Origin of the sequence: Paenibacillus azoreducens, assembly GCF_021654775.1 — a bacterium.
Taxonomy (GTDB): Bacteria; Bacillota; Bacilli; order Paenibacillales; family Paenibacillaceae; genus Paenibacillus_AQ; species Paenibacillus_AQ azoreducens.
The window spans coordinates 2244085-2266214 of record NZ_AP025343.1 but is presented as its reverse complement, the minus strand read 5'-3'; the positions used below and the strand labels follow the sequence as shown (position 1 = coordinate 2266214).

Sequence of the window (22130 nt, the reverse complement as noted above, 5' to 3'; positions counted from 1 at the left end):
GTCTTTAGCGCTCCAGAGCTACAGGCACATGAACCTGCTGCAAAATATTCTTAACGACGGACTCCGCATTCACGTTATCCAGCCGGGATTCCGGCCGCATAACGATCCGGTGTGATAGAACATACGGAGAAAGTATTTTGATATCATCTGGCAGCACATAGTCCCGCTGCTGAATAAACGCGTAAGCCTTGCCGGCCATCATCAGAGACAGGGATGCACGCGGGCTGGCTCCAAGAAGAACGGCCGGATGCTGCCTGGTCGCGCGAACGATTTTCAGCAAATAGTCGGTTACGGCGTCATCGATGAAAATATTCCGGATTTCTTTCTGCATTTCCGCAATCTGATGCATATTCGCCACAGGTTGGAGCTGGTCGACGGGCTGCCCCGTTTTGTGCTGCCGGAGAAGGTTTCTCTCGGTTGCGGCGTCAGGGTAACCCATGCTGATCTTCATCATGAAACGGTCTAGCTGGGCTTCCGGAAGCATATAGGTTCCCTCGAAATCAATCGGATTCTGGGTGGCGCAAAGCATAAAAGGCTTGGGCAGCTCGTATGTCTCTCCATCCACCGTCACATTCCGTTCTTCCATCACTTCAAGCAGCGCCGATTGCGTTTTTGTCGTGGCGCGGTTGATTTCATCCGCCAGCAAAATATTGGTCATAACCGGACCCGGACGGAAAAAGAAACGTTCTTCGCGCGGATGGAATACGGATACGCCCGTTATATCGCTCGGAAGAATATCAGGATTGCACTGAACCCGGCGGTAATCGCCGTTCATGGACTTGGCCAGCGCTTTGATCATTTGGGTTTTGCCTGTACCTGGCACGTCTTCGATCAGGATATGCCCTTCTGCAAGAAGTGCTGTAAGCAGTAGCTGGATTTCAAAGCTTTTGCCTAAAATGCAGGATTCAAGATTGGTTCTTATGGCTGAAACGGTTTGCAGGGATTCGCTGCTTACGGGCATAGATCCTTGCCTCCTTGTAACATGCTATTTTCATATAAATTGGAATCGCTTACCAAAAATATGAATGTTAAATTTTGAGATATGAAAAACGTTCATCGCCGACTCTGTAAGAAGACAGACTCGTTTAGGGGATGCTTTTCCTGCGGTATCAGGATGCTCTTCCCGGAAGTTTATGCTTCCTGAGATCTTAAGAAACATATATCTTACATTGTACATGATTTATTCGTGCGAAGTACATTGTGCAAGACTCCTAAATTCGTAGTATACCTCAACAGATTCTCTCTGTAAAAAAATCGGGAACCAGCTGCAGCTTTTGCTCATGCAAAAGAGGCTCTCCCCAGGCATAAATCTTTGCCTTTGGACAGCCCCGCTGATTCTGCCGCATGCTGGAATGTTTTGGCTTACCCACGTGGACGGACAAGCAAAGCGGCCAAAAAGGAGAAGATGATTGCCGCCGATATCCCCGCGCTGGTTACTTCGAAAATCCCGGTGACGATCCCGATCCACCCGTCCCTTTTAAGCTCCTGCAGCGCTCCGTGAACAAGGGAACTACCGAAACTAGTTATCGGTACCGATGCTCCGGCTCCGGCAAATTTCACAAGGGGATCGTATAAGCCAAAACCGTCCGCCACCGCACCTGCCACAACCAGCGTGCTCATCGTATGCGCCGGGGTCAGTTTGAACACATCCATCATGATTTGCCCGATCACGCAAATTAACCCGCCAATGATAAATGCCCATAAAAACTGCATGTCTAATCCTCCATTTCCAGTGCTACCGCATGGGCGATGCAGGGAATACTTTCCCCCTGTTGGTACGAAAGCGGAGAAAGCAGCGCCCCCGTTGCCACGACAAGCACCTTTTTTAGTTCTTTATGAATCAGTTTTTTCAGCAAATGTCCGTAAGTAACGACAGCCGAGCAGCCGCAGCCGCTTCCGCCCGCTTTCACGTAGGTTTGATTCTGAAGATCGTATATGAGCAAACCGCAGTCGGTAAACTCCGTCCCATTCATATGAACCCCCGCCTTTTGCAACAGCTCTTTGGCAATAGGCAGGCCTACGGAAGCCAGATCGCCGGTAATAACCAGGTCATAATACCCGGGGGTAAGCCCTGTATCGCGAAAATGTGCGGCAATAGTATCCGCTGCAGCCGGAGCCATCGCGGCGCCCATATTAAGCGGGTCTTTGATCCCCAGATCCATGACTCTGCCAATCGTGGCCCTGGCAATGACCGGCCCCTTTCCATTCTTGCCGACAACGCTGCAGCCCGCGCCCGTCACGGTATACTGCGCTGTTGGCGGCTTCTGCGCGCCGTATTCCGTCGGATAACGGAACTGCTTTTCAGCCGTGCAGTTATGGCTGGCCGTTCCGGCCAGAACACGCTCCGCTGCCCCTGTATCCACGAGAAGCGCGGCGAGCGCAAGGCTTTCCATCGATGTCGAGCAAGCTCCGAAAACCCCCAAGTAAGGAACCCCCAGCGTTCTGGCTGCAAAGGTACTGCTGATGATTTGGTTCATCAGATCCCCGCCCACATAAAATTGGATCTGATCCTTGGTGAGCTCCGCCTTGACTACAGCCAGCTGGGACGCCTGCTCCAAAAGCCTGCGCTCAGCTTTCTCCCATGTTTTTTCGTTGATATCGATATTATCGTACACATAGTCAAAATCGGTGGAAAGCGGCCCTTGGCCTTCTTCGGGACCCACCACCGCCGCCGCAGACAGGATGACGGGTTTCGAGGTGAATTCCCAGGTCTGGCCATTTAATCTCATGGATGATGCACTCCCTCAAGCCCGAAGACGGCGTACACCAGTCCGACGAAAAAGGCTGCCACGGTGCCGAAAACGATCACGGATCCGGCCAGCTTAAACATGTTCGCACCCACCCCAAGCACGTAGCCTTCAGCTTTATGCTCCAAAGCTGCCGAGCACATCGAGTTGGCGAACCCGGTCACCGGGACTGCTGTACCAGCGCCCGCGATCTGTGCGATTTTGTCGTATACGCCACAGCTGGTCAAAATAACGGAAATAATAATAAGCACGGCAACTGTCGGACTAGCGGCTTCCTTCACCGTCATATCGAACCAGGCTACGAAACCTTGCTGAATAGCTTGTCCGAGCAGGCAGATGCCGCCGCCGAACAAAAAGGCCAACAAGCAGTTTTTGAAAATGCTGCGCGGCGGCTCATGCTTTTGTGCAATCTCTTGATATTCCGTGTGCGTCAGGGAGTCCAGGCTGAAATGTCCCCCCTTATTTTTTGCGCCTGCAGGCAATGCCAGCACCTCCTCTTCTTCTTTCCTTTTTCATTATTTGTCTTGCAATGGATTGTTATGTGGTTTTTTTGCAAAATTATGATGTATAAAAGAGTCGTTCGTTCACGGCAAACAGCCGCCATAGCATCTTTGCTTCGGCAGCTGTTTAATGGAATGCCCGCGGGAAAAACGATTGCCGCCACTCCCCGTTCAAAAACACAGCAGTACGATAAGAAGAAAAATAAACAGCACGATAACCAAAATCATTTCTCTGTTGGCATGCATGAACTCCATGGTTGATGCTCCTTTCTGCACCTGATCTGGACGTTCATCCACATATATCGTATTCGAAAAAAAAAACAATGTGCGTCCCCCCCAGGATCATGGACAATCCGACTTAAGGCGTTCATACTATAGGATGGATAACATCAAATGCGGTGTGATAAAACCGAAACGATGAAATGAAACGGCAAAGGAGACGTATTAAAGCATGGAACAAAAAACAATGGACCTGTTCCGCAAGCTGACGGAATTCCCCGCAGCTTCGGGCTTTGAAAAAGAACTTCGCAATTATGTAAAGGAATTGATAACTCCATATACGAATGAGTTTGTCCAGGACCGTCTCGGCAGCCTCTTCGGTGTGCTCCGGGGTGATGAGCAAGGACCTAAAGTTATGGTTGCCGGCCATTTTGACGAGGTCGGTTTTATGGTGACAGGCATCTCCGACACCGGCATGATTCGCTTTCAGCCGCTCGGAGGATGGTGGAGCCAAGCCGTTCTGGCGCAGCGCCTGAAAATTATTACGCCTCAAGGTCCGGTCATCGGCGTGGTTGGCTCCATTCCTACGCATCTGCTCGATGAATCGCAACGCAACAAACCTGTTGACATCAAAACGATGTATTTGGATGTAGGCGCGGATAACCGCGAGGATGCGGAATCTTTCGGCATTCGGCCAGGACAGCAAATCGTACCGATTTGCGACTTTACGCCGCTCGCCAATCCGAAGAAAATTATGGCCAAAGCGTGGGACAACCGTTACGGTGTCGGCCTGGCCGTGGAACTGCTTGAAGCGGTTCACAAGGAAAAACTTCCGAATATTTTATACTGCGGCGCCACCGTTCAGGAAGAGCTGGGTTTGCGCGGCGCCCGGACCGCAGCCAACCTGATTCAGCCCGACATCTTTTTCGCTCTCGATGCGAGCGCGGCTAACGACATGACCGGAGACAAAGGCTCCTTCGGCCATATCGGGCAAGGCGTGCTGCTCCGCATTTTTGACCCGTCGATGTTGACCCACCGCGGACTTGTTGAATACGTTCAGGATACGGCCGACACCCATAAGATCAAATATCAGTATTTCGTATCCCAGGGCGGAACCGATGCCGGACAAGTTCATCTGAGCGGTATCGGCGTACCGTCGACCGTGATCGGAATTTGCTCCCGTTACATTCATACCTCGTCTTCGATCATTCACACGGATGATTACGATGCGGCCAAAGAGCTGCTGATCAAGCTTGTTAAAGGTCTTGACCGGACGACGCTGAACACGATTTTGGAAAATGTCTGATTTCCGAAACCGCTGCTTAAAATAACCCCAAAGTGGAGCCTATGCTCGATGCTTAATCCAAATACTTTGCGGGGACCCCAAAAAACTTGTAAATTCTTAACAAACAGCCTGCGAATTCCGATATACCTGGATTCGCAGGCTGTTTTTCCCCTAGCAATACTTTTATTATCCGATCAAATAGCTGAATTACATTTCATTTTTGTCCAAGCTTACAAAAAAATTGATAAATTTCACAAAAAAATATGATATACAGTACAAAATTATGTTAAAATGAAAGCGCTAACGGAAATCATCTTCTAAAAGGGGGCTTTTGCAAGATGAACCAAAACGATAAGGTGGTATATGAATATCAAAGTTTCGACCCTGTCACCGATGCTTTTTTCTTCAAAACGGGCAGTCATGAGCAGGTTATCTTTCACGGCAGGAACTATATTATAAAAAAGAGACTTTCCTCCGCTGAACTGGCTTCGCTCAAAGCGCAGCCCAATTTCGTCCGCGCGGCGCTTAATCTTTTCGTGAATGTGAATAGAATTACAAATATCGATGGCAATACCCTTCATTTTAGGGATGAATTCGCTTATCCCCGCACGATTACGGTATCCAGACGGACGTTGGAACAGATCAAACGCCGCATGCAGCGCACGCCCGATAATCCGTCACCCAAGCAGACGATCTGAAGACTTCATTTTCACAAGAAGCGGCAGTAATCCGGCCTGAACCGGATCCTGCCGTTTGTTCGTTTTCCCGCTCATGAATTCACTGTAAAAGGCTGAACCTTCCGGAAGCCCCATGTACTTTCTCCATCTTCCGGCATGCCCGGCAGGATCAGTCCGCCGTCAATCCGGACCGTAATGCCGGTAATGTATGAGGCATGGTCGGATACAAGCCAGAGCGCCGCCTGGGCAATATCTTCAGGAATGCCGACCCTTCCGAGCGGAATCTTGGCGCCGATCTGGTCATGAAACGGCTCGCGTTCCCGCACGAGAATCCCGCCGGGAGCAATGCAATTAACCCGAATGCCGTATGGCGACAAATCCAGAGCCACCGATTCCGTAGCCCGCTTTAACGCGGCTTTGAGTCCGCCATATACGGCATCGCCCGGATAGGCCCGCTCCGCATGCGTGGATACGATATTGATAATATTGCCGCCGCGCCCGGCTTCTATCATATCTTTCGATGCCTCTCGCATCAACAGCATGGGGGCGCGGAAATTCAGGTTCATGGTATCATCCAGATGCGCAAGCGGAAGCTCGGTGATAGAGGAATACATGCCGATCCCCGCATTGTTAATAAGCACATCGATTTGCCCCATCGCCCTTATCGCCTCTGCGACAGTTCCTACGGCTTCCTCCGCTTCCCGCAAATCGCCTTCGCGCACCGTACATACCCTGCCCGACAAACGGGCGATTTCTTCAGCCGTTCGTTCTGCCATAACATCGTCACGATAATGGGTGATCATGATTTCATAGCCGGCTTCAGCCAGCGCAAGCGCGATGCCGCGCCCGATTCCCCGGCTTCCTCCCGTAACGAGCGCGGTCTTTTTGGGCGGATCGGCTTGAGTTTGATTATGCATGGTAGGCCTCCTTTTAACTGCTTGGTATCCGAAAAAATCTTCTGCTTTAAAATTCAGATAGTGTTCAGCTTATTCAAAGGATGCTATATACTGATCAAACCCTAAAAAGAAGAAAAAGTCAAATATGGTATTTTTATCAGAACCGCTTATCACTGATGCACTTCATTGCTTTTCCAGGACATCCAATCCACCAAATCCAACACGCGCTTTCAATCTAGACCCTATGCGATTCTGCATCCGAAACTTTTTGAGAATTCCTCCCTCTTCCTGTTTCTCGGATGACTCCGGAGGCAAGAGCAAATCAACGCCTCCAAAACGGCAGCTGATATCGATATCTTCCCTTCCCCCAAGCTCGGCCCAGCCTAAAGAGGCGCTGCCCAGACCGATTTCAATCCGCGCTTTTCCCGGGAGTCCTCTCAGTGAGACATCGCCGCAGTGAAGTTTGATATGAACATCCTGCGAATATGTCCGGCCGCTTACTTCTCCTGACCAGCCCTTTATTTTTACTTGGCCTGTTCCTCCTTCCAAGATAACGACGCCAGCTAAGAAGTTAAGCGAAAGTTTGGTCTGTTCGGGCACATGGATCTCAAGCAACAGCTTTTCCCTTTGCCCTTTGGTAAGATAAGTCTTCAGATTTTTAGCCGATATAAACAACGTATCGTCCATGTATTCCATAATGTCGGGCATTAGGTGCGGGTCCCCGCACGCAGAAACCGAACACGTCTCCCCGGCATCGAAATAAATCCTCACATTTCCTAAAACCTGAATATCCATTTTTAATTGAACTATATTTCCGGCAGCGAATTCGCGGGTAATCTGGGTAACGGGATTCATCCGGTTCATGGGAACAACCTCCTAAATATTATATTCCCATCATATCCTCATGGGACGGTTAAGAAATCAACCGCCGGAATGGAATTTCACTCGGTCTGAAGACTGAAAAATGAGGAGGCCATCCAAATCTTCTGCTTGAATGACCAGAAAAGCCTTTTACTAAATATTTTACGATCGTTTTTTTCCAGTTAATCGAACGCGTGGATCGACGAGGGTATAGAGAACATCAGCCAACCAATTAGCGGCAATAATAAAAATGGATAAAATCAATATGATGGCGATTAAAACCGGTAAATCCCGTTGCAAAGCCGAGGTCAACATTAAAAAGCCAAGTCCTTCCCAATGAAAGACATTTTCTACAACGGCCGATCCACCGATGAGTGCGGGAATATCAATTGCAATCAACGTAATGATCGGAATAAGGGTATTTTTCAGAGCATGGCGGTAAATGACTCTTCTTTCGGATGCCCCCTTGGCTCTGGCTGTGATCAAGTAAGGGGATTCCAAAACTTCGAGCATTCCGTTACGGATAAACTTTAGATAATACGCCAACATGCCCAAGGTTAGCGTTGCAACGGGAAGAACCATATGCTGAATCAAGTCAAAAATATCGCCGGCTTTCGAAGGGGTATGCATACTGCTCGGCGGCAGCCACAACAGCCTCATTGCAAACAGCTGCTGCAGCCAGTACCCAAGCACAAAGGCAGGTATGCTAAAACCGATAAGTCCGAGGAGCGTGGCCAATCTGTCGGAAACGCCGCCCGGCTTCAAGCTGTTATGTATTCCCCATGGGATGGCAATCATCAGCGAAATCAACCATGCCGTCCCGAGTAAAATCAAGCTATTTCGCGCAAAATCCCAGATAAAGCTGTCAATCGGTACAAAATCATAGCTAAGTCCCAAATAACCTTGCGAAAGGCCTGCCAGCCAGCGGATATATTGTTGATATATCGGCAAATCAAATCCGTGCAGCTGCTTCATTTCTTCTACTGCCTGTAACTGCTGCTCCGTCATTCCAAATCTTGTCCACGGGTTCCCGGGCATCAAATGCATCAGAGAAAATGCAACTGAAGATACAATTAACAATACAACTATGGATTGCAGCGTACGGTTCAAAATATATTTCCACACCAGCTACTCCCTCCGTTTCACTTTGAGTTGGGGTTACGAGGCCGGCCGCGATTACCTTTTCCCGCCATACTCCGGCAGGTGTTCCGGCTGCTCATAAACGACGGTCCCGTCATTTTCCCGGATCCATGTGTCAAACTCACGCTCGCCTGCCTTTAAACGGATCACCCGCGCCCCTGTCGGAAAATAATCGCTGCGTTTGCCATCAACATAGCTGACATATTTGGCTGCGCGGCCGTAGCAGAGACGGATGCCATGGAGCGTGCTCCAGAAATCATTGGCATGATCATGGCCTACAAATGTGCCCATTACATCCCCCATTTCCAGCATCGCTGCGAAAAATCCGGAATTGACGGTCGGGGTGCAGCAGGTTCCGTCCAGCCGGTGTCCGTAGCAAACATGGCGATCCCACGCCTCGTTGTATTCCGGGAGAGGAATATGAAAGAAGGCTAACGCAGGCAACGGGTTCCCGCCGTTTTGCCGCGTCAGGTTCCCCGACTCGGAAGCATACCATTCGATCTGGTCCCGATGAATCCAATCATATCCCCCGAACGGTGAATAATCCCCGCTATCGAGAAAATATAACGCCGCTGCCGCTTCATTCCGCTCGTTCATGACCGTCACCACAAAGTTGCCGCTGCCGCTCACTCCCGGCGGATCGGCTTTTGCCACGCAATATGCGTGTTCCAGCTGAACTTCATGCAGCTTTGATCTCGGCACCTCTCCTTCCGAATCATGGTTGCCAAATACAGCAGCCCACGGAACACCGTTATCCTCCGCGACCGACACGGCCCTGCGGAAGGATCCGATAGGATCTTTAGTTCTGGCGCTGGCAATGACGTCACCGGTAAATACGATCAGATCGGGCTGTTCTTCCCGTATGACCATTTCCATCATACGCCGCGTCTCTTCATCCATTTTGGGTGATTCGGGGTCGAAATCATATTCATCGATAAATTCGACATCCGTGAACTGTACGATAATAAACGTGCCGTCTTCCCTGAATTTTAAGCTTGTCCCCATCTTTTCGCCTAGCCCCCCCATTGTTTTGCATGTTTTTACAAAATCCGCATTTCATCCGCTTTTATTTCCGCATCTGCAAAGGAGACGCTTTCATTGGATTTTGATTTTCCCCATCTCCATGATACGGCATAGAAGGAACAAACATCCAGTCTAACTTATCATCTCTATGCCATTTTTTTCTTGCCTAAAACAGGCACACATAGGCCTTTGCCCACATACAATGTAGAACTGAGCTTCACTGTGTGCTGGAGCGGGCTCTTCCCCTTCGGCTCATTGACATGGGAGGTGCCTGATACAAAATGGAATTGTTTTCGACCATCGCATTGTTTATCAAGCAGTTGACATTGCTCGTTTCTTATGTGAAAAACAACGCTTTTCCACAGCCATTGACCGAAAAAGAAGAAACGATGCATCTCCAGCGTATGGCAGAGGGCGATCCGGTTAGCCGTAATATGCTTATAGAGCATAATCTGCGGCTTGTAGCCCATATCGTCAAAAAATTCGACAACACCGGCGAAGATTTGGAGGATCTGATCTCCATTGGAACCATCGGCCTTATCAAAGCGATTGAAAGCTTCCAGCCCAACAAAGGAACCAAGCTGGCCACCTTCGCGGCGAGATGCATAGAAAATGAAATTTTAATGCACTTGAGATCTTTGAAGAAAACAAGGAAAGATGTCTCGCTTCATGATCCGATCGGGACTGACAAAGAGGGCAATGAAATTACATTGATAGATATCCTGGGCAGCGAAAACGATGACGTGGCGGATATGGTGCAGCTGAAAATCGAAAAAAGCAAAATTTACCGCAATCTCGACATCCTGGATGACCGTGAGCAAGAGGTGATTAAGGGCAGGTTCGGGCTGGAGCACGGCGGCGAAGAACGGACGCAGCGGGAGATTGCCAAAGAGCTTGGCATTAGCCGCAGCTATGTATCACGCATCGAAAAACGGGCGTTAATGAAATTGTATCATGAGTTTTATAAATCCAAGCAATAGAATTAGCAGTATCCCGCCTTGAGCGGGGGCACATTTAAATGGGCTAAAAATAAGCAGGCACTTGCAGTTAGGCAAGTCGGCAGCGGCAAAGCCCGAAAACAATGAGTTAGTGCTGCTTAAAGAACAAGCCGCCCGAAGCCGGGCGGCTTGTTGAACATTATTTCGCAGGTTGCATCGCCGCAGTAAGCTTCAAAGCTTCGTCAAGCTTCAAATCCGGATGTGCTAGCTGCAGTGAATATCTCAGTCCGTCTTCATCCCAGATGATGAAGCGTATATTTTCGTCATAAATTCCCTTATGTCCGCGGACTTCGATCGATTTGACGTCAATCATGCCGAAGTTCTTGTCTTTGGTGGAAGGCGCCGGGAAAATACTCAGACTGACGTATGCAACGCCATCCTTCATGTAATTCAAGGTGATTTCGCTGCGGTTAATCTTCCCCTTGAGCTCATCAAGCTCGATGCTGTCAAGCTTCATGTCCTCCCGATTCCAATAATTAAAAGACTTTCCTACCGCCTTCACCGCTTCCTGAAGCGTAATTTTTTTGCTCGCGGCAAGATCTTCCATCCGTGTTACTTTCACATCCGAAGGCAGCTTAAGCTTGAAGCTGTCGTCCGAAATGACGGGTGAATCGTTAAGATGCGTGACTTCGCTCTCGAATCTGGAGTTCCCGTTTTCCACGATTGCTTTGAGCTCGCTCCAGGTCTTGGTGTCGATCCACAGCTCCTGCTTGCCATACAACGTACCTTCTGTTTTTGGCGTCATGCGGATATGATAGGTATCCCGGCCGGCAACCTTTTCGTTGGGCAGCGTCTCCAAATCATGCGTTTTCCGGACCGCTTCTATCATTTTAAGGGTCGGGCCTTTCAAAGAATGATCTCCAGAGATACCCAGTTTCGGCGCACTTCCAATCGTTGCTGTTTTTTTTGCGGTTTGGTAAAAAGTGATCTGTTTACCGTCATTAACGGAAATCGTGACTTCGCCCTTCGCCTTTGATTCATACCGTACCCGGCCATTTGCAGGATCATACAGGGCTGAATACGTGCTGTCCTCGGTTAATTTATTATCTTCATAATACCGCACCTTACCTTCGACCTCATAAGGAGCAACCTGGGGATCGGCGGCAACCACTTTTGAGATCAGCTCATCCGGCGACAATTTATCGCCTGGTGTACATCCGCTGGCAACGACGGTCATAAGCAAAGTTGCGCATAATATCAAAGTTCTTTTCATCATTTTATTTCATCTCCCTTTTATTTTGGGCAAGTTTGGGCAAGCGGCATAAGGCAAGCATTCCCCGGTCAGGATCAGCATGCAGCTCGAGGCTTCCCCCATGCCGTCTGGCAATCATATCCACGATGCTCAGCCCAAGGCCCGAGCTTGTTTTATCTCTTTTTAACGTACGGGCGGTATCGGCTTGGTAAAATGGTTCATGCAAAAGCCGCAGTTGTTCGGGTCCCGGAACCGGGCCTTCGTTCTGAACGAGCAGCCAAATTTCGGGTTCATCCGGGCGCTTGATTCCGGGTTTGACCTCCGGAAAAATCCATGCCGGCAAATCAAGATCCGAATCCTGCGCCGAAGCCCAGACCACCCCCCCGGAACACGCGTATTTCACCGCATTGCTCATCAGGTTGTCCATCAGCCTTGTCATTTGTTTCGGTTCAACGCTGCAGCAGCCGGTCAACCGGACGGAGGTCGTCAGGTTTAATCCGTTTTCTCCTGTTAAAGCCTCATACCCGGACAGCAGCATATCGAAAAACTCTTCACTTTCGACCACTACCGGCTCGGCAGGCAGGCTGGAAGAACGAAGCGAGGTATATACGGCCAGATCATCGATCATCTGCTGCATTTGACCCACCTTTGCAAGCAGCACCGTTTCATATTCGGCCCGCTCTTGTTTCTCGAGCCTGGCAGGATCGGCCAGAGCCTCTGCATAAGCACGGATGGAAGTTAAAGGCGTTTTCAGATCATGCGAGAGAGAAGCTACCATAAAATTATTAGCCTGCTGCTGCCGCTCTACTTCCTGCCTTGCCTCTTCGATCTGGTGTCGCATCCGGTCAAATTGCTGCAGCGCTTCGCCAATCTCTCCTCCGGCGGTATACCTGGCTTCCGGGAGCGGTTCGTTTTTGGCAAATGCCTGCATTCTGCGAATTAATAACCCGAGCGGTCTGCCCAGCTTACGATTCAGAAGAAACGCAATCGCCACATACAAAGCGGCAAGAAACAACAGAAGCAAAGCTCCGATTATGAAAGTGCGGTTGCGCACCCCTTCCGTCCATTTTTTCCGGGCTAAAGTTATTTCGTAAAATCCGATGACCTGGCCGTCCGCAAATACCGGTTTTTTGATAGAAAAGGTTCTGTTTGTTTCTTTTCGATCATAAAGCCCCGCATACAAGCTTTCCATGTCTCTTTTGATCATGTAGCCGAATACATCCTTATCCGTAGAAGAATAAAGCTTAAATCCGTCACTGCGGTATAAATCTATCCAGACGGACGGACCCGTAAGCGACTCGATTGGAGCATAATTGCTTCTCGGCTGAACGCGGTACCATCGGGTATTCTCAAGCTTCTCTTCAATCGCCGTCATTTCTTTGGATGCCGTGATGGTTTCCGAGACGTTCTGCCGTTCATAAAAACTGTTCAGGATCAGGTACAAACCATATAGGGCCACAAGGGGAAGGAGCATGACAACCAGGTAACTCAGCAAAACCCATGTTTTCATCTTCATGGCAGCTTGACTCCGATAAAGCGGTATCCGCTGCCCCATACGGTTTGAATCAGGCGCGGATCGCGCGGATCTTCCTTCAGCTTGCCGCGCAGCGATTTGATATGTACGGTCACCGTATTGTTGCCTTCGGCGTCCGTTTGCTGCCAGACATGCTCATACAGCTCTTTTTTAGTAAATAAACGTTCCGGATGAGCGGCAAGCAAATGCAGGAGCGACCATTCCTTTGAGGTCAGTTCTAGGGTTCTTCCTTCCATAACAGCTTGCCGTTTCGCGATGTCCAGCGTCAGTCCGCCTTCATAGCTCCAGACTTGCTCTTTGTTCACGTGATCCGGATGTTGATAACGCCGGAATCTGCGTAAATGCGATTTAATGCGTGCCGTCATTTCGGTCAAACTGAACGGTTTTGTGATGTAATCATCCGCTCCGAGCTCAAGCCCTTCTACCTTCGCCTGGTCCTCCTGCTTCGCGCTCATCAGTAAAAGCGGCACGTCGCTGGCGAGACGGATATTCCGGCATAGATCGAAACCGTCCATCTCCGGCAGCATAATATCCACGACAGCGAGATCCGGCTTCATCCGGCGGAACTCCTCCCAACCTTCAAGGCCGGTGGAAGCCCATGTACACTCAAAATCTTCCCGCCGCAAATGATCCAAAACAATGCGCGCGATTTGCGGATCATCTTCGACGATCAATATTTTGGCTTTCGCCTGATTAGGCAGTATCCCCATGGTGTATCCCTCTCCTTGATGCTTATTATAACGAGCGAAACTTCGCTGCTCTGAAAGTTAATAAATACTTTATAAATGAATCCATTTCATCATGCCTATTGCTGATGCGATAAACATGCTCTCTGTTATCTTAGCAAAAAAAGAGGTTGTCCCAAAAATGAAATGCACCTCAATTGTTAGACATCATCTAACAATATGAGATGCAGTTTTTATATAACCAGATTCAATTCGGATGAACTCGTATTTCTTATTATTACGTATTATTTCGTTTTATTGTTGAAGCTGACTGCGATTTGGCTGCCGACTTTCGCATTGTGCTTGACTAACTCGATGTTGGCAGCAAGGCTTTGGCCGCTTGTTAAATCTTTGATTTTTCCAAGCAGGAATGGCGTGCTGTCTTTGCCGATAATATGATTGTCTTCGGCCTCTTTGATCGCTTGAGCGATGATTCCATTGATAAACTCTTCATCCATGGCATACTCTTCAGGAATCGGATTTGCAATCACGGCCCCGCCCTTCAGGTGCAGCTCCCATTTGGTTTTCAACGTTTCGGCGATAACTTCGATAGAATCCGTCGAGAAGTTTAACTTATGCTCGCTTTTTCTCGTGTAGAATGCCGGCAGATATTCCGTCTGATATCCAATGACCGGTACCCCTTTGGTTTCAAGGTATTCCAGGGTAAGCCCCAGATCCAGGATGGATTTAGCGCCTGCACAAATGACGGCCACATCCGTTTGGGCCAGCTCGTCAAGGTCTGCGGAAATATCCATCGTCGTTTCTGCGCCTTTATGAACCCCGCCGATCCCCCCTGTGACAAAGATTCTGATGCCCGCCAAATCAGCGCAGATCATGGTCGTTGCGACCGTCGTTGCACCCAGTTGTTTGGTTGCGATCACTTGGGCCAAATCGCGTCTGGATACTTTAGCCACGCCTGAGCTTTTTCCGAACAGCTCCAGTTCATCATCCGTCAAGCCGATTTTGATTTTTCCGTCAATGATCGCGATCGTTGCCGGAACGGCGCCTTGATCCCGGATGATTTGTTCAACCTCGCGGGCGGTTTTGACGTTTTGCGGGTAAGGCATGCCATGGGAAATGATCGTAGATTCCAAAGCCACGATGGCTTTTCCTTCCTCTTTGGCTTGTTGTACCTCTGCGGACAGTTCGATGTATTGTTTCATTTGAAATTCCTCCATCTCTAAATTAAATTGTTTTCGGGATAATTCTTGTCGGACCGTACATTGGGACATGATCGTTTTTTGCGCATTCACCAGACCGGATTGGATAATGGAATCTGTTTTTTTCCTTTGCAGCCAGGAATAGATCACGCCTGCGCAAAAAGAATCTCCCGCTCCCGTGACGTCGACGACAATCGGCGCTGCGATTGCCGGATAATGATGGATTCCTCCATTCTCAAATCCTGCAACGACTCCCTTGGAACCGTTGGTTACGATCACGTTTTTGATTCCCATCTCCAGCCACCTGGCGACTGCCTCCTCCCAATCTTTCATATCGCGGATATTGATGTTCATGTAATATTCTGTTTCGTCTTTATTGACGATGAGCCAACTCACGCCGGACAGATTTCTTGGAAGCCTGTTCATTTTGGGGGACGATACGGGGATAATGACGAATGGAATCTGATGCCGGGCTGTAAAGACACGTAGAAACTCGATCGTTTCAATGGGACAATTCAAATCCACGATAATGCATTTCGCTTGGAGAAGAAGATCGATGTCTTTCAAAAGCAGCTCGGGCGTAAGCCGATCGAAAATATCCATATCCGCCAGCGCTATCGATAAATCGCCGTTCTGGTCTAAAACAGCTGTGTAGGAGCCCGTAGTTGCATCCTCGAACTTGGTGACATGGTTCAAATTCATATACGGTGAGGACGACTGGTAAATGTCCAGCCAGTCTGGATCATTCCCTCTCGCCGAAAGCAGGATAACGTCTTCCCCTAACCGTCCCAAGTTTTCTGCAATGTTTCTTGCTACTCCGCCAACTGTTCTGGAGGATTTGACCGGATTCGATGTTTTGTTAACGATTTCATTTTTGACATACAATTTCTTATCAACATTTGCTCCCCCGATACAGATCATGGGGGATTTTAGTTCTCCCTCAATAAAGGCATCGCGAAAGGCATCACGCAAATTCCACACCCCCTAAACAAATGTTGTTATTATAAACTTATGTTTAGTATACGCTTACATTATTGTTTGTCAATTCTTTTTTTTGATTAGCAAACACTGATTCTTGACGCAAAAAAACCGATCGGTCCTCTGGCGTAAGGAACGATCGGCGATTCATATCTGATGATTTGATTGTTTCAAAACAATCGATCACGAAATTTAATCATGTATTGTTATTTTTTTAACCAGCGAATAAAGCTGCTCAATCGTGATGTCAGCAATGGCATCGGAGGTTTGCAAGGTGATCATTGAAGCAGCCATCCCTAAACGTACAGCTTGCTCGAATGGTTCCCCATGCGTCATACCGAACAGCGCGCCGCTAATCAAGGCTTCCTCACCGCCAGTGCTGTACGGAACCTCTCCTTGGAAGGGAAGGAGATGCTCTTGTCTTCCGTCACGCGCTGCCCAGAACACTCCCTCTCGCCCCAAGGTGCATATCACTTGCTTGGCTCCGCGTTGAATGATCTGTTCAGCCGCTTTCTTGCAGTCGTCAATCGTGGCAATTTCCAGGTCAGTCAATACTGCTGTTTCCTCGCGATTGGCAATCAGCAGCTCGATCCCCTGCAGATTAAAAGGGAGTCTCGAAGCTTTGGGTGCGGAAGCCGGCTTGACCCATAACGTCAGCTGTTCTTTTTCGCATCTTTTGATCAAATAAGTCAAAGATTCTTTGGGAAGGTTGGAATCGGCGAATATGATATTGGACGATGCCAGATGCGACCAACGCGCTTCAATGAATTCGATGCTGAATTGGTCGTAGATTTGCATATCGGCAACTGCGAGAACCATTTCGCCTGTATCGTTAAAAACAGAGGTATACGTCCCTGTTTTTTCCATGTTCACGGCCAAGCATTGGCTGACATCCACTCCGTAGCGCTTGGTTTCTTCCATGAGCCATTTTCCTTCTTGATCGTCTCCGATTAAAGTGATCAGGGAAACTCGGCATCCCAGCCTGCCCAAATTCTCCGCCACGTTTCGCGATATGCCTCCGGTAGACTGTTTAATCGTTGCCGGGTTGGACGTTCCGTATTGAATAGGCTGCAAAGTTTGTGATTTGCGATCTATATTGGCCCCGCCGATGCAAGTAATCCGTGACTCCTCCCGAACGATGTAGGCTCGTCCGATGATTTCACCTTTTTTCATTAAAGCGGATATATAACCGGCGACGGCTGATCTGGACAGTCCGAGTTTCGCTGATAATTCTTGTTGGGAAATAAATGGGTTTTCTTTGATTAACGCTAAAATTTGCCGATCTCTATCCATATCTTCCCCTTCCTTGAATGCAACATTGATTCGTCGAATTGAGGATTCATATTAAAACCGATCGGCCCAAACGCAGACAGGCTTCGAAATTTCATACGACTTGCCGGTGTAGCTCAGCTTGCCGCTCTCTCCGTCTCTCGCAAATACCGTCAAATTGTTGGTATCCCGATTCACCGCAAGCACGTAACGGCCGCCTGGAACGATGGAGAAATGCCGCGGATGCTTCCCTTCTACGGACACATGCTGAATGACATTCAGCCGGCCTGCCGCCGGATCAACCGCATATACGACAATGCTGTCATGTCCCCGGTTGGAACCATACAGAAAACGTCCGTCTTCGGAAATGGTAATTTCCGCGCATCCGTTATCCACGGTGGTTCCTTCAGGCAGCGTCGATACGGTTTCGATTTCCGTTAACGCTCCTTGATCCGCATCATAGCTGAACGCGGTCACGGTGGAATCCAGCTCATTGATCACGTAGGCGAACTTTCCGTTTGGATGGAAGGTCAGATGGCGCGGCCCCGCACCTTGCTTGACTTTAGCCTCTCCGTGAAGTACAAGCTTCCCTTCCCCGCTATCGATCCGGTAGATGAAGATCGTATCCAGACCCAAATCGCTTACAAACAAAAAACGCTGATCCGGACTGTAAAAGGAGGAGTGAACATGCGATTTTTGCTCTAGCCCCTGCCCTTGATGATTCCGGATATCCAATACAGGACCTACAGATCCGTCTGCCTTCAGCTCAACCAAGCTGATCGAACCCTTATGATAGCTGGCAAGCGTCAGATAACGGTTGTCCGCGCTGCGCTGGATATGGCATGAAGGGCCGTTAAGCGCATTCGCGCGGTTGATCTCCCGCAGCTTCCCTTCTTCGGGAAGAATATGAAATGAAACGGCGTCACTTCGTTTCGAGCCGTCTTCCGCAGCCGTTTCGCTGATGACGTACAAGCGGCGCTGCTTCGTATCCAAGTTAAGGAAAGTCGGATTTTTTAGTCCGGAGACTTGATCCAGACGGGCCAGTTCCCCAAGTTTTTCGTCAAATTCATATACATACACGCCGCCCGTGGATTCCTCGGCATAAGAACCTACGAATACAAGCATACGGTTGTTTTCCATTGTCATATGGCTTCGCCTCTTCCAGTTTTTTATGTATTATTGTATCATTTTCAGCCAAGCTTCGGCAAAACGAAAGCAAGATGAAATCCCCTCTCTCCTGTTTTACTATTAACATTGTTAGATCGGGCTTACACCGGCTAGAGATGCGTGCTTGGTTGGGCACGCCACACCACAAAAAGACGCCGTTGTTTCACGGCGCCTTTGCATGGTAAATAATCTTTTTTACGGTTTCGGCAAAACGGTCTTCGCTATTTTTCCATCCAACGCTTCATAATCATAATACCGAATCGAATCGTAAAGTTCTTGTCTCGTCTGCATATCATGGAGTGAATTTATTTGCGTCCCGGTTTGGCTGATCTCCGCAAAAACCCGCTCATACGCTTTGGCCGCCACTCGCAGGGAGGTAACGGGATAGATTACCATGTTATATCCCCAGCTTTCAAATTGATCCGCAGTATAATATGGAGTTTTTCCGAATTCAGTCATATTGGCCAGCAAAGAGCAATTTACAGAGGAACTGAAACGTCTATATTCTTCTTCGCTTTCCAATGCTTCCGGGAAAATACCATCCGCCCCCGCAGCCAGATATTGTTTAGCTCTATCCATTGCCGCCTCGATTCCTTCCACGCTTTTCGCATCTGTACGGGCAACAACGAAAAGTGTAGGACTCACTTCTTTGATCGTACGGATTTTTTGAACCATTTCCTCAGCGGAAACAAGCTTCTTGCCATTTAAATGGCCGCATTTTTTCGGCATTTCCTGATCCTCAATTTGAACGGCTGCTACCTTAGCCTCCACCATTTCCTTTGCGGTTCGGGCTACGTTTAATATACCTCCGAAACCTGTATCGATATCAACCAACAATGGGAGTCCGGATGCGCGAATCAGCTCGCGTGCACGCTCAGCTACCTCGTTGGAGTAGATAAGGCCTAAATCCGGCAAACCTCTGCTGGCCGTATAAGCGGCTCCAGAGAGATAGATCGCTTTAAAATCAAATTGTTTGGCAATTCTTGCAGCCATCCCATCATGAGCTCCGGGAATTTTAACAATCGTTGGGCCACTAACAAGCTTTCGGAATTGTGCAGCCAACTGCTTTTGGTCCGGTTCCTCTTCAATTAGCCAAGCCATAATTACCTCCAGTAAGCCTTAATTTTCGCAAATCAGATCACAAACATGTTCATAAATTGCTGAACCGGCGTCTTAAGCAAGCGGTCATAATCTAATGAGAGTTGTATAATGTCGGCTGTCTTTTTCCGCGGGAATCTCGTTAATAAATTGGCTTCATATTTTTCGATAACTTTCTGCAAACCTTCTTTACGCCGCCGCCGATGGCCAATCGGATATTCGCAAACGACCTTTTCCGTGTGAGTTCCATCTTTGAAGTGTATTTGAATCGCATTGGCAATGGATCGTTTCGCCGGATCGAGATAATCTTTGCTGTACTGTTCATCTTCGATGACGATCATTTTATCCCTAAGCGCATCGATTCTTGGATCATTTGCCAACTCATCCTCATAATGTTCTGCGGTTAACGTACCAAACAACAACCCGATCGCAACCATATATTGTAAACAATGATCCCGGTCTGCAGGATTGTTCAGAGGGCCTTTTTTATCAATGATCCGGATAGCCGATTGATGCGTGGTCAGCGTAATTTGACTGATCTCGTCTAACCGGTCTTTCACCGATTCGTGAAGTTCAAAGGAACATTCGACCGCAGTTTGTGCATGAAATTCAGCAGGGAAAGAAATTTTAAACAGCACGTTTTCCATGACGTAAGAACCAAGCGGGCGTCCGAGGGTCAATTCCTTACCCTTGAATAAAACATCCTGGAATCCCCAGTTTTGTGCCGAAAGCGCGGTGGCATATCCCATTTCCCCGTTTACGGCCATCAGAGCCAGACGTACCGCCCGGCTTGTGGCATCGCCAGCCGCCCAGGATTTTCGCGATCCGGTGTTCGGGGCATGGCGGTAAGTTCTTAAACTGCCGCCATCGAGCCACGCATTGGAGAGCGCATTGATAACCTCATCCTTATTTCCTCCCAGCATGGCCGTAACCACTGCCGTAGACGCAACTTTTACAAAGAGCACGTGATCCAGACCTACGCGATTCAAGCTGTTTTCAAGCGCCAGTACGCCCTGAATTTCATGGGCTTTGGTGGCGGCAGTCAGCACATCTTTGATCTTCAGTGGCGTAAGCCCTTCTGATACACGTCTTCGGCTTAAGTAGTCAGCGGTTGCAAGTATGCTTCCGAGGTTATCCGAAGGATGTCCCCACTCGGCAGCAAGCCAGGTATCATTATAATCGAGCCACCGGATCATGCAGCCGATATTGAATGCCGCATGAACAGGATCAAGTTCGAATCTCGTTCCTGGTACCCTTGCCCCGCCTGGCAGAAATGCCCCTGGAACAATCGGTCCGAGATGCTTCGTGCATTCCGGAAATCGCAATGATAATATTCCAGTTCCTATTGAATCTAACAGGACATGCTGAGCGATGTGATATGCTTCTTCACTCTCTACAACATGATCCAATACATAATCCGCAATCTCAACCAGGATCGGATCGACTCTTACATCATTCGCTTGTATAGATTTAACAGTGTTCATTCAGCTCTCCCTCTCCAATTTGAATATATGAAGAATCTTGGGGATGTAAATTCCGTGGTCCTTTATAAAGGACGCGCGGCCTGAACAACCGATTATTTTCATGCTGCTCTATAACGTGCGCACAAATGCCGATCGTTCTTGCGGCGAGAAAAACCGGTGTAAACAATTCAATGGGAATCCCGAGAAGATGATAAACCGGGGCAGCATAATAATCCAGGTTTGGATAAAGTCCCTTCTCCCGCTTCATCACTTCTTCCCCTATGACGCACATACGTAATAATTCCTGCTGATTCTTTTCCTTAACCAATTCGGCTAACGCTTCTTTCATAAGCACTGCGCGCGGATCTACTTTTTTCATATAAACACGGTGACCGAAGCCCATAATACGTTCTTTCCGGGATAATTTATCCATCAATAGCGGTTCAATATCGGCTTCCGATCCAACCTCGAGCAGCATTTTCATAACCGCTTCGTTCGCGCCGCCGTGCAAAGTGCCTTTAAGGGATGCAACTGCACCAGCTAACGCTCCATATATATCGGCTTGGGTCGAGGCGATAACCCGTGCGGCAAAAGTGGAGTTTGGCATTTCATGTTCGCTGTACGCGATCAAGGATTGGTCAAACACCATTTCCTCCATTTTCATGGGCTCTTTGCCTGTAATCATATATAGAAAATTGCCAGTATAGGAAAGATCCTTGCGCGGTTCCACGAAAGGCTGCTTGGATACGGCACGGTAACCGTTAGCGACGATTTGCGGCACTTTGGCTAACAACCGGATCGATTTTCGATAGTTCGCTTCTCGGGACCGATCCTCGAGTTCATCGTCATAACTGGCAATAGCTGAGACTCCTGTTCTTAGGACATCCATTAAATTCGCCTTCTCGGGGAACAGCTTCAGCATAGAAAGTACATCTTGTGGAAAATCATATTCGGATTTCAATTGATCTTCCAACGAAATACGCTGATCACTTGTGGGCAGGGTACCGTCCAACATTAACCCGACAATGTCCAAATATGTCACTTGTTTCGCAAGTTCGATCAAGTTATAACCACGCAATACAATCTCTTCATTCTCAACATCAAGATAAGAAATGGTTGTCTCACTTGCGATCACGTTTTCAAGACCAGGTTGATATTGCGTACTCATCGTTTTCCTCTCCTTTATGAATTTTTTGGC

General features: G+C 48.6%; 21 protein-coding genes and 1 pseudogene. 3 read left to right on the top strand and 19 right to left on the bottom strand.

The window, feature by feature from the left end; translation table 11 throughout:
* Nucleotides 1–4: 4 nt before the first annotated feature.
* The 5 genes from L6442_RS09640 to L6442_RS09620 all read right to left on the bottom strand — a co-directional run bounded on the left by L6442_RS09640 (nt 5) and on the right by L6442_RS09620 (nt 3571).
* The gene (locus tag L6442_RS09640; RefSeq protein ID WP_212978639.1) at nt 5–961 is read right to left on the bottom strand and encodes an AAA family ATPase; all 957 of its coding nucleotides are present in this window, start codon (nt 959–961) and stop codon (nt 5–7) included.
* 401 nt (nt 962–1362) lie between these two features.
* The gene (gene spoVAE, locus L6442_RS09635; protein ID WP_194232811.1) at nt 1363–1713 is read right to left on the bottom strand and encodes a stage V sporulation protein AE; all 351 of its coding nucleotides are present in this window, start codon (nt 1711–1713) and stop codon (nt 1363–1365) included.
* 2 nt (nt 1714–1715) lie between these two features.
* The gene (spoVAD, locus tag L6442_RS09630) at nt 1716–2729 is read right to left on the bottom strand and encodes a stage V sporulation protein AD (RefSeq protein WP_212978640.1); all 1014 of its coding nucleotides are present in this window, start codon (nt 2727–2729) and stop codon (nt 1716–1718) included.
* Nucleotides 2726–3229, bottom strand: coding sequence for a stage V sporulation protein AC (spoVAC, locus tag L6442_RS09625; protein WP_212978641.1), 504 nt, complete (start codon nt 3227–3229; stop codon nt 2726–2728). The genes spoVAD and spoVAC overlap by 4 nt, the downstream gene beginning before the upstream one ends.
* A gap of 189 nt (nt 3230–3418) precedes the next feature.
* Nucleotides 3419–3571, bottom strand: coding sequence for a hypothetical protein (locus L6442_RS09620; protein WP_212978642.1), 153 nt, complete (start codon nt 3569–3571; stop codon nt 3419–3421).
* A 127-nt stretch (nt 3572–3698) separates the two neighbouring features.
* On the opposite strand from L6442_RS09620, the gene L6442_RS09615 reads away from it, so the two are divergent.
* Both L6442_RS09615 and L6442_RS09610 read left to right on the top strand, forming a co-directional pair.
* Nucleotides 3699–4772, top strand: coding sequence for a M42 family metallopeptidase (locus tag L6442_RS09615; protein ID WP_212978643.1), 1074 nt, complete (start codon nt 3699–3701; stop codon nt 4770–4772).
* 317 nt (nt 4773–5089) lie between these two features.
* A complete protein-coding gene (locus L6442_RS09610; protein ID WP_194232815.1) occupies nt 5090–5449 on the top strand; it encodes a LytTR family transcriptional regulator DNA-binding domain-containing protein in 360 nt (119 codons plus the stop codon).
* A 71-nt stretch (nt 5450–5520) separates the two neighbouring features.
* Here the strand turns inward: L6442_RS09610 and L6442_RS09605 are convergent, their stop codons facing one another.
* From L6442_RS09605 to L6442_RS09590, 4 genes are all read right to left on the bottom strand, one after another.
* Nucleotides 5521–6345 (bottom strand): SDR family NAD(P)-dependent oxidoreductase, encoded by an 825-nt coding sequence (locus L6442_RS09605; protein ID WP_212978644.1) that lies wholly within the window; start codon nt 6343–6345, stop codon nt 5521–5523.
* 162 nt (nt 6346–6507) lie between these two features.
* Complete coding sequence (locus L6442_RS09600) at nt 6508–7188, bottom strand: DUF4097 family beta strand repeat-containing protein (protein WP_212978645.1); 681 nt, start codon at nt 7186–7188, stop codon at nt 6508–6510.
* A 159-nt stretch (nt 7189–7347) separates the two neighbouring features.
* Entirely contained in the window at nt 7348–8310 is a 963-nt protein-coding gene (locus L6442_RS09595; protein ID WP_212978646.1) for an ABC transporter permease, read from the bottom strand.
* Nucleotides 8311–8361: 51 nt separating this feature from the next.
* Nucleotides 8362–9330, bottom strand: a complete 969-nt coding sequence (locus tag L6442_RS09590) for a metallophosphoesterase family protein (RefSeq protein WP_212978647.1) — start codon at nt 9328–9330, stop codon at nt 8362–8364.
* A gap of 299 nt (nt 9331–9629) precedes the next feature.
* Here L6442_RS09590 and sigK point away from each other — a divergent pair, with 299 nt between their 5' ends.
* Nucleotides 9630–10328 (top strand): RNA polymerase sporulation sigma factor SigK, encoded by a 699-nt coding sequence (gene sigK / locus L6442_RS09585; protein WP_194232819.1) that lies wholly within the window; start codon nt 9630–9632, stop codon nt 10326–10328.
* 157 nt (nt 10329–10485) lie between these two features.
* Here the strand turns inward: sigK and L6442_RS09580 are convergent, their stop codons facing one another.
* From L6442_RS09580 to mmgD, 10 genes and pseudogenes are all read right to left on the bottom strand, one after another.
* Nucleotides 10486–11562 carry a LolA family protein gene (locus L6442_RS09580; RefSeq protein ID WP_212978648.1) on the bottom strand — a complete coding sequence of 359 codons (1077 nt, stop codon included), beginning with the start codon at nt 11560–11562 and terminating at the stop codon, nt 10486–10488.
* Between the two features lies 1 nt (nt 11563).
* On the bottom strand, nt 11564–13054 hold the full coding sequence (locus L6442_RS09575) for a HAMP domain-containing sensor histidine kinase (RefSeq protein ID WP_212978649.1): 1491 nt from the start codon (nt 13052–13054) through the stop codon (nt 11564–11566).
* Nucleotides 13051–13782: a response regulator transcription factor gene (locus L6442_RS09570; protein WP_212978650.1), complete on the bottom strand. Its 732-nt coding sequence runs from the start codon at nt 13780–13782 to the stop codon at nt 13051–13053. The genes L6442_RS09575 and L6442_RS09570 overlap by 4 nt, the downstream gene beginning before the upstream one ends.
* Nucleotides 13783–14042: 260 nt before the next feature.
* Nucleotides 14043–14960, bottom strand: coding sequence for a pseudouridine-5'-phosphate glycosidase (locus L6442_RS09565; RefSeq protein ID WP_212978694.1), 918 nt, complete (start codon nt 14958–14960; stop codon nt 14043–14045).
* Nucleotides 14961–15041: 81 nt separating this feature from the next.
* Nucleotides 15042–15878: pseudogene (locus L6442_RS09560) on the bottom strand (carbohydrate kinase family protein); the annotation flags it as partial.
* A 249-nt stretch (nt 15879–16127) separates the two neighbouring features.
* Complete coding sequence (locus L6442_RS09555; RefSeq protein WP_212978651.1) at nt 16128–17228, bottom strand: carbohydrate kinase; 1101 nt, start codon at nt 17226–17228, stop codon at nt 16128–16130.
* Between the two features lie 51 nt (nt 17229–17279).
* On the bottom strand, nt 17280–18350 hold the full coding sequence (locus L6442_RS09550) for a lactonase family protein (RefSeq protein ID WP_212978652.1): 1071 nt from the start codon (nt 18348–18350) through the stop codon (nt 17280–17282).
* Between the two features lie 216 nt (nt 18351–18566).
* Nucleotides 18567–19472 (bottom strand): methylisocitrate lyase, encoded by a 906-nt coding sequence (gene prpB / locus L6442_RS09545; protein ID WP_212978653.1) that lies wholly within the window; start codon nt 19470–19472, stop codon nt 18567–18569.
* Nucleotides 19473–19504: 32 nt separating this feature from the next.
* Nucleotides 19505–20953, bottom strand: coding sequence for a bifunctional 2-methylcitrate dehydratase/aconitate hydratase (locus tag L6442_RS09540; RefSeq protein WP_212978654.1), 1449 nt, complete (start codon nt 20951–20953; stop codon nt 19505–19507).
* Complete coding sequence (gene mmgD / locus L6442_RS09535; protein WP_212978655.1) at nt 20940–22100, bottom strand: citrate synthase; 1161 nt, start codon at nt 22098–22100, stop codon at nt 20940–20942. Before mmgD ends, L6442_RS09540 begins: the two co-directional genes overlap by 14 nt.
* Nucleotides 22101–22130: the final 30 nt, after the last annotated feature.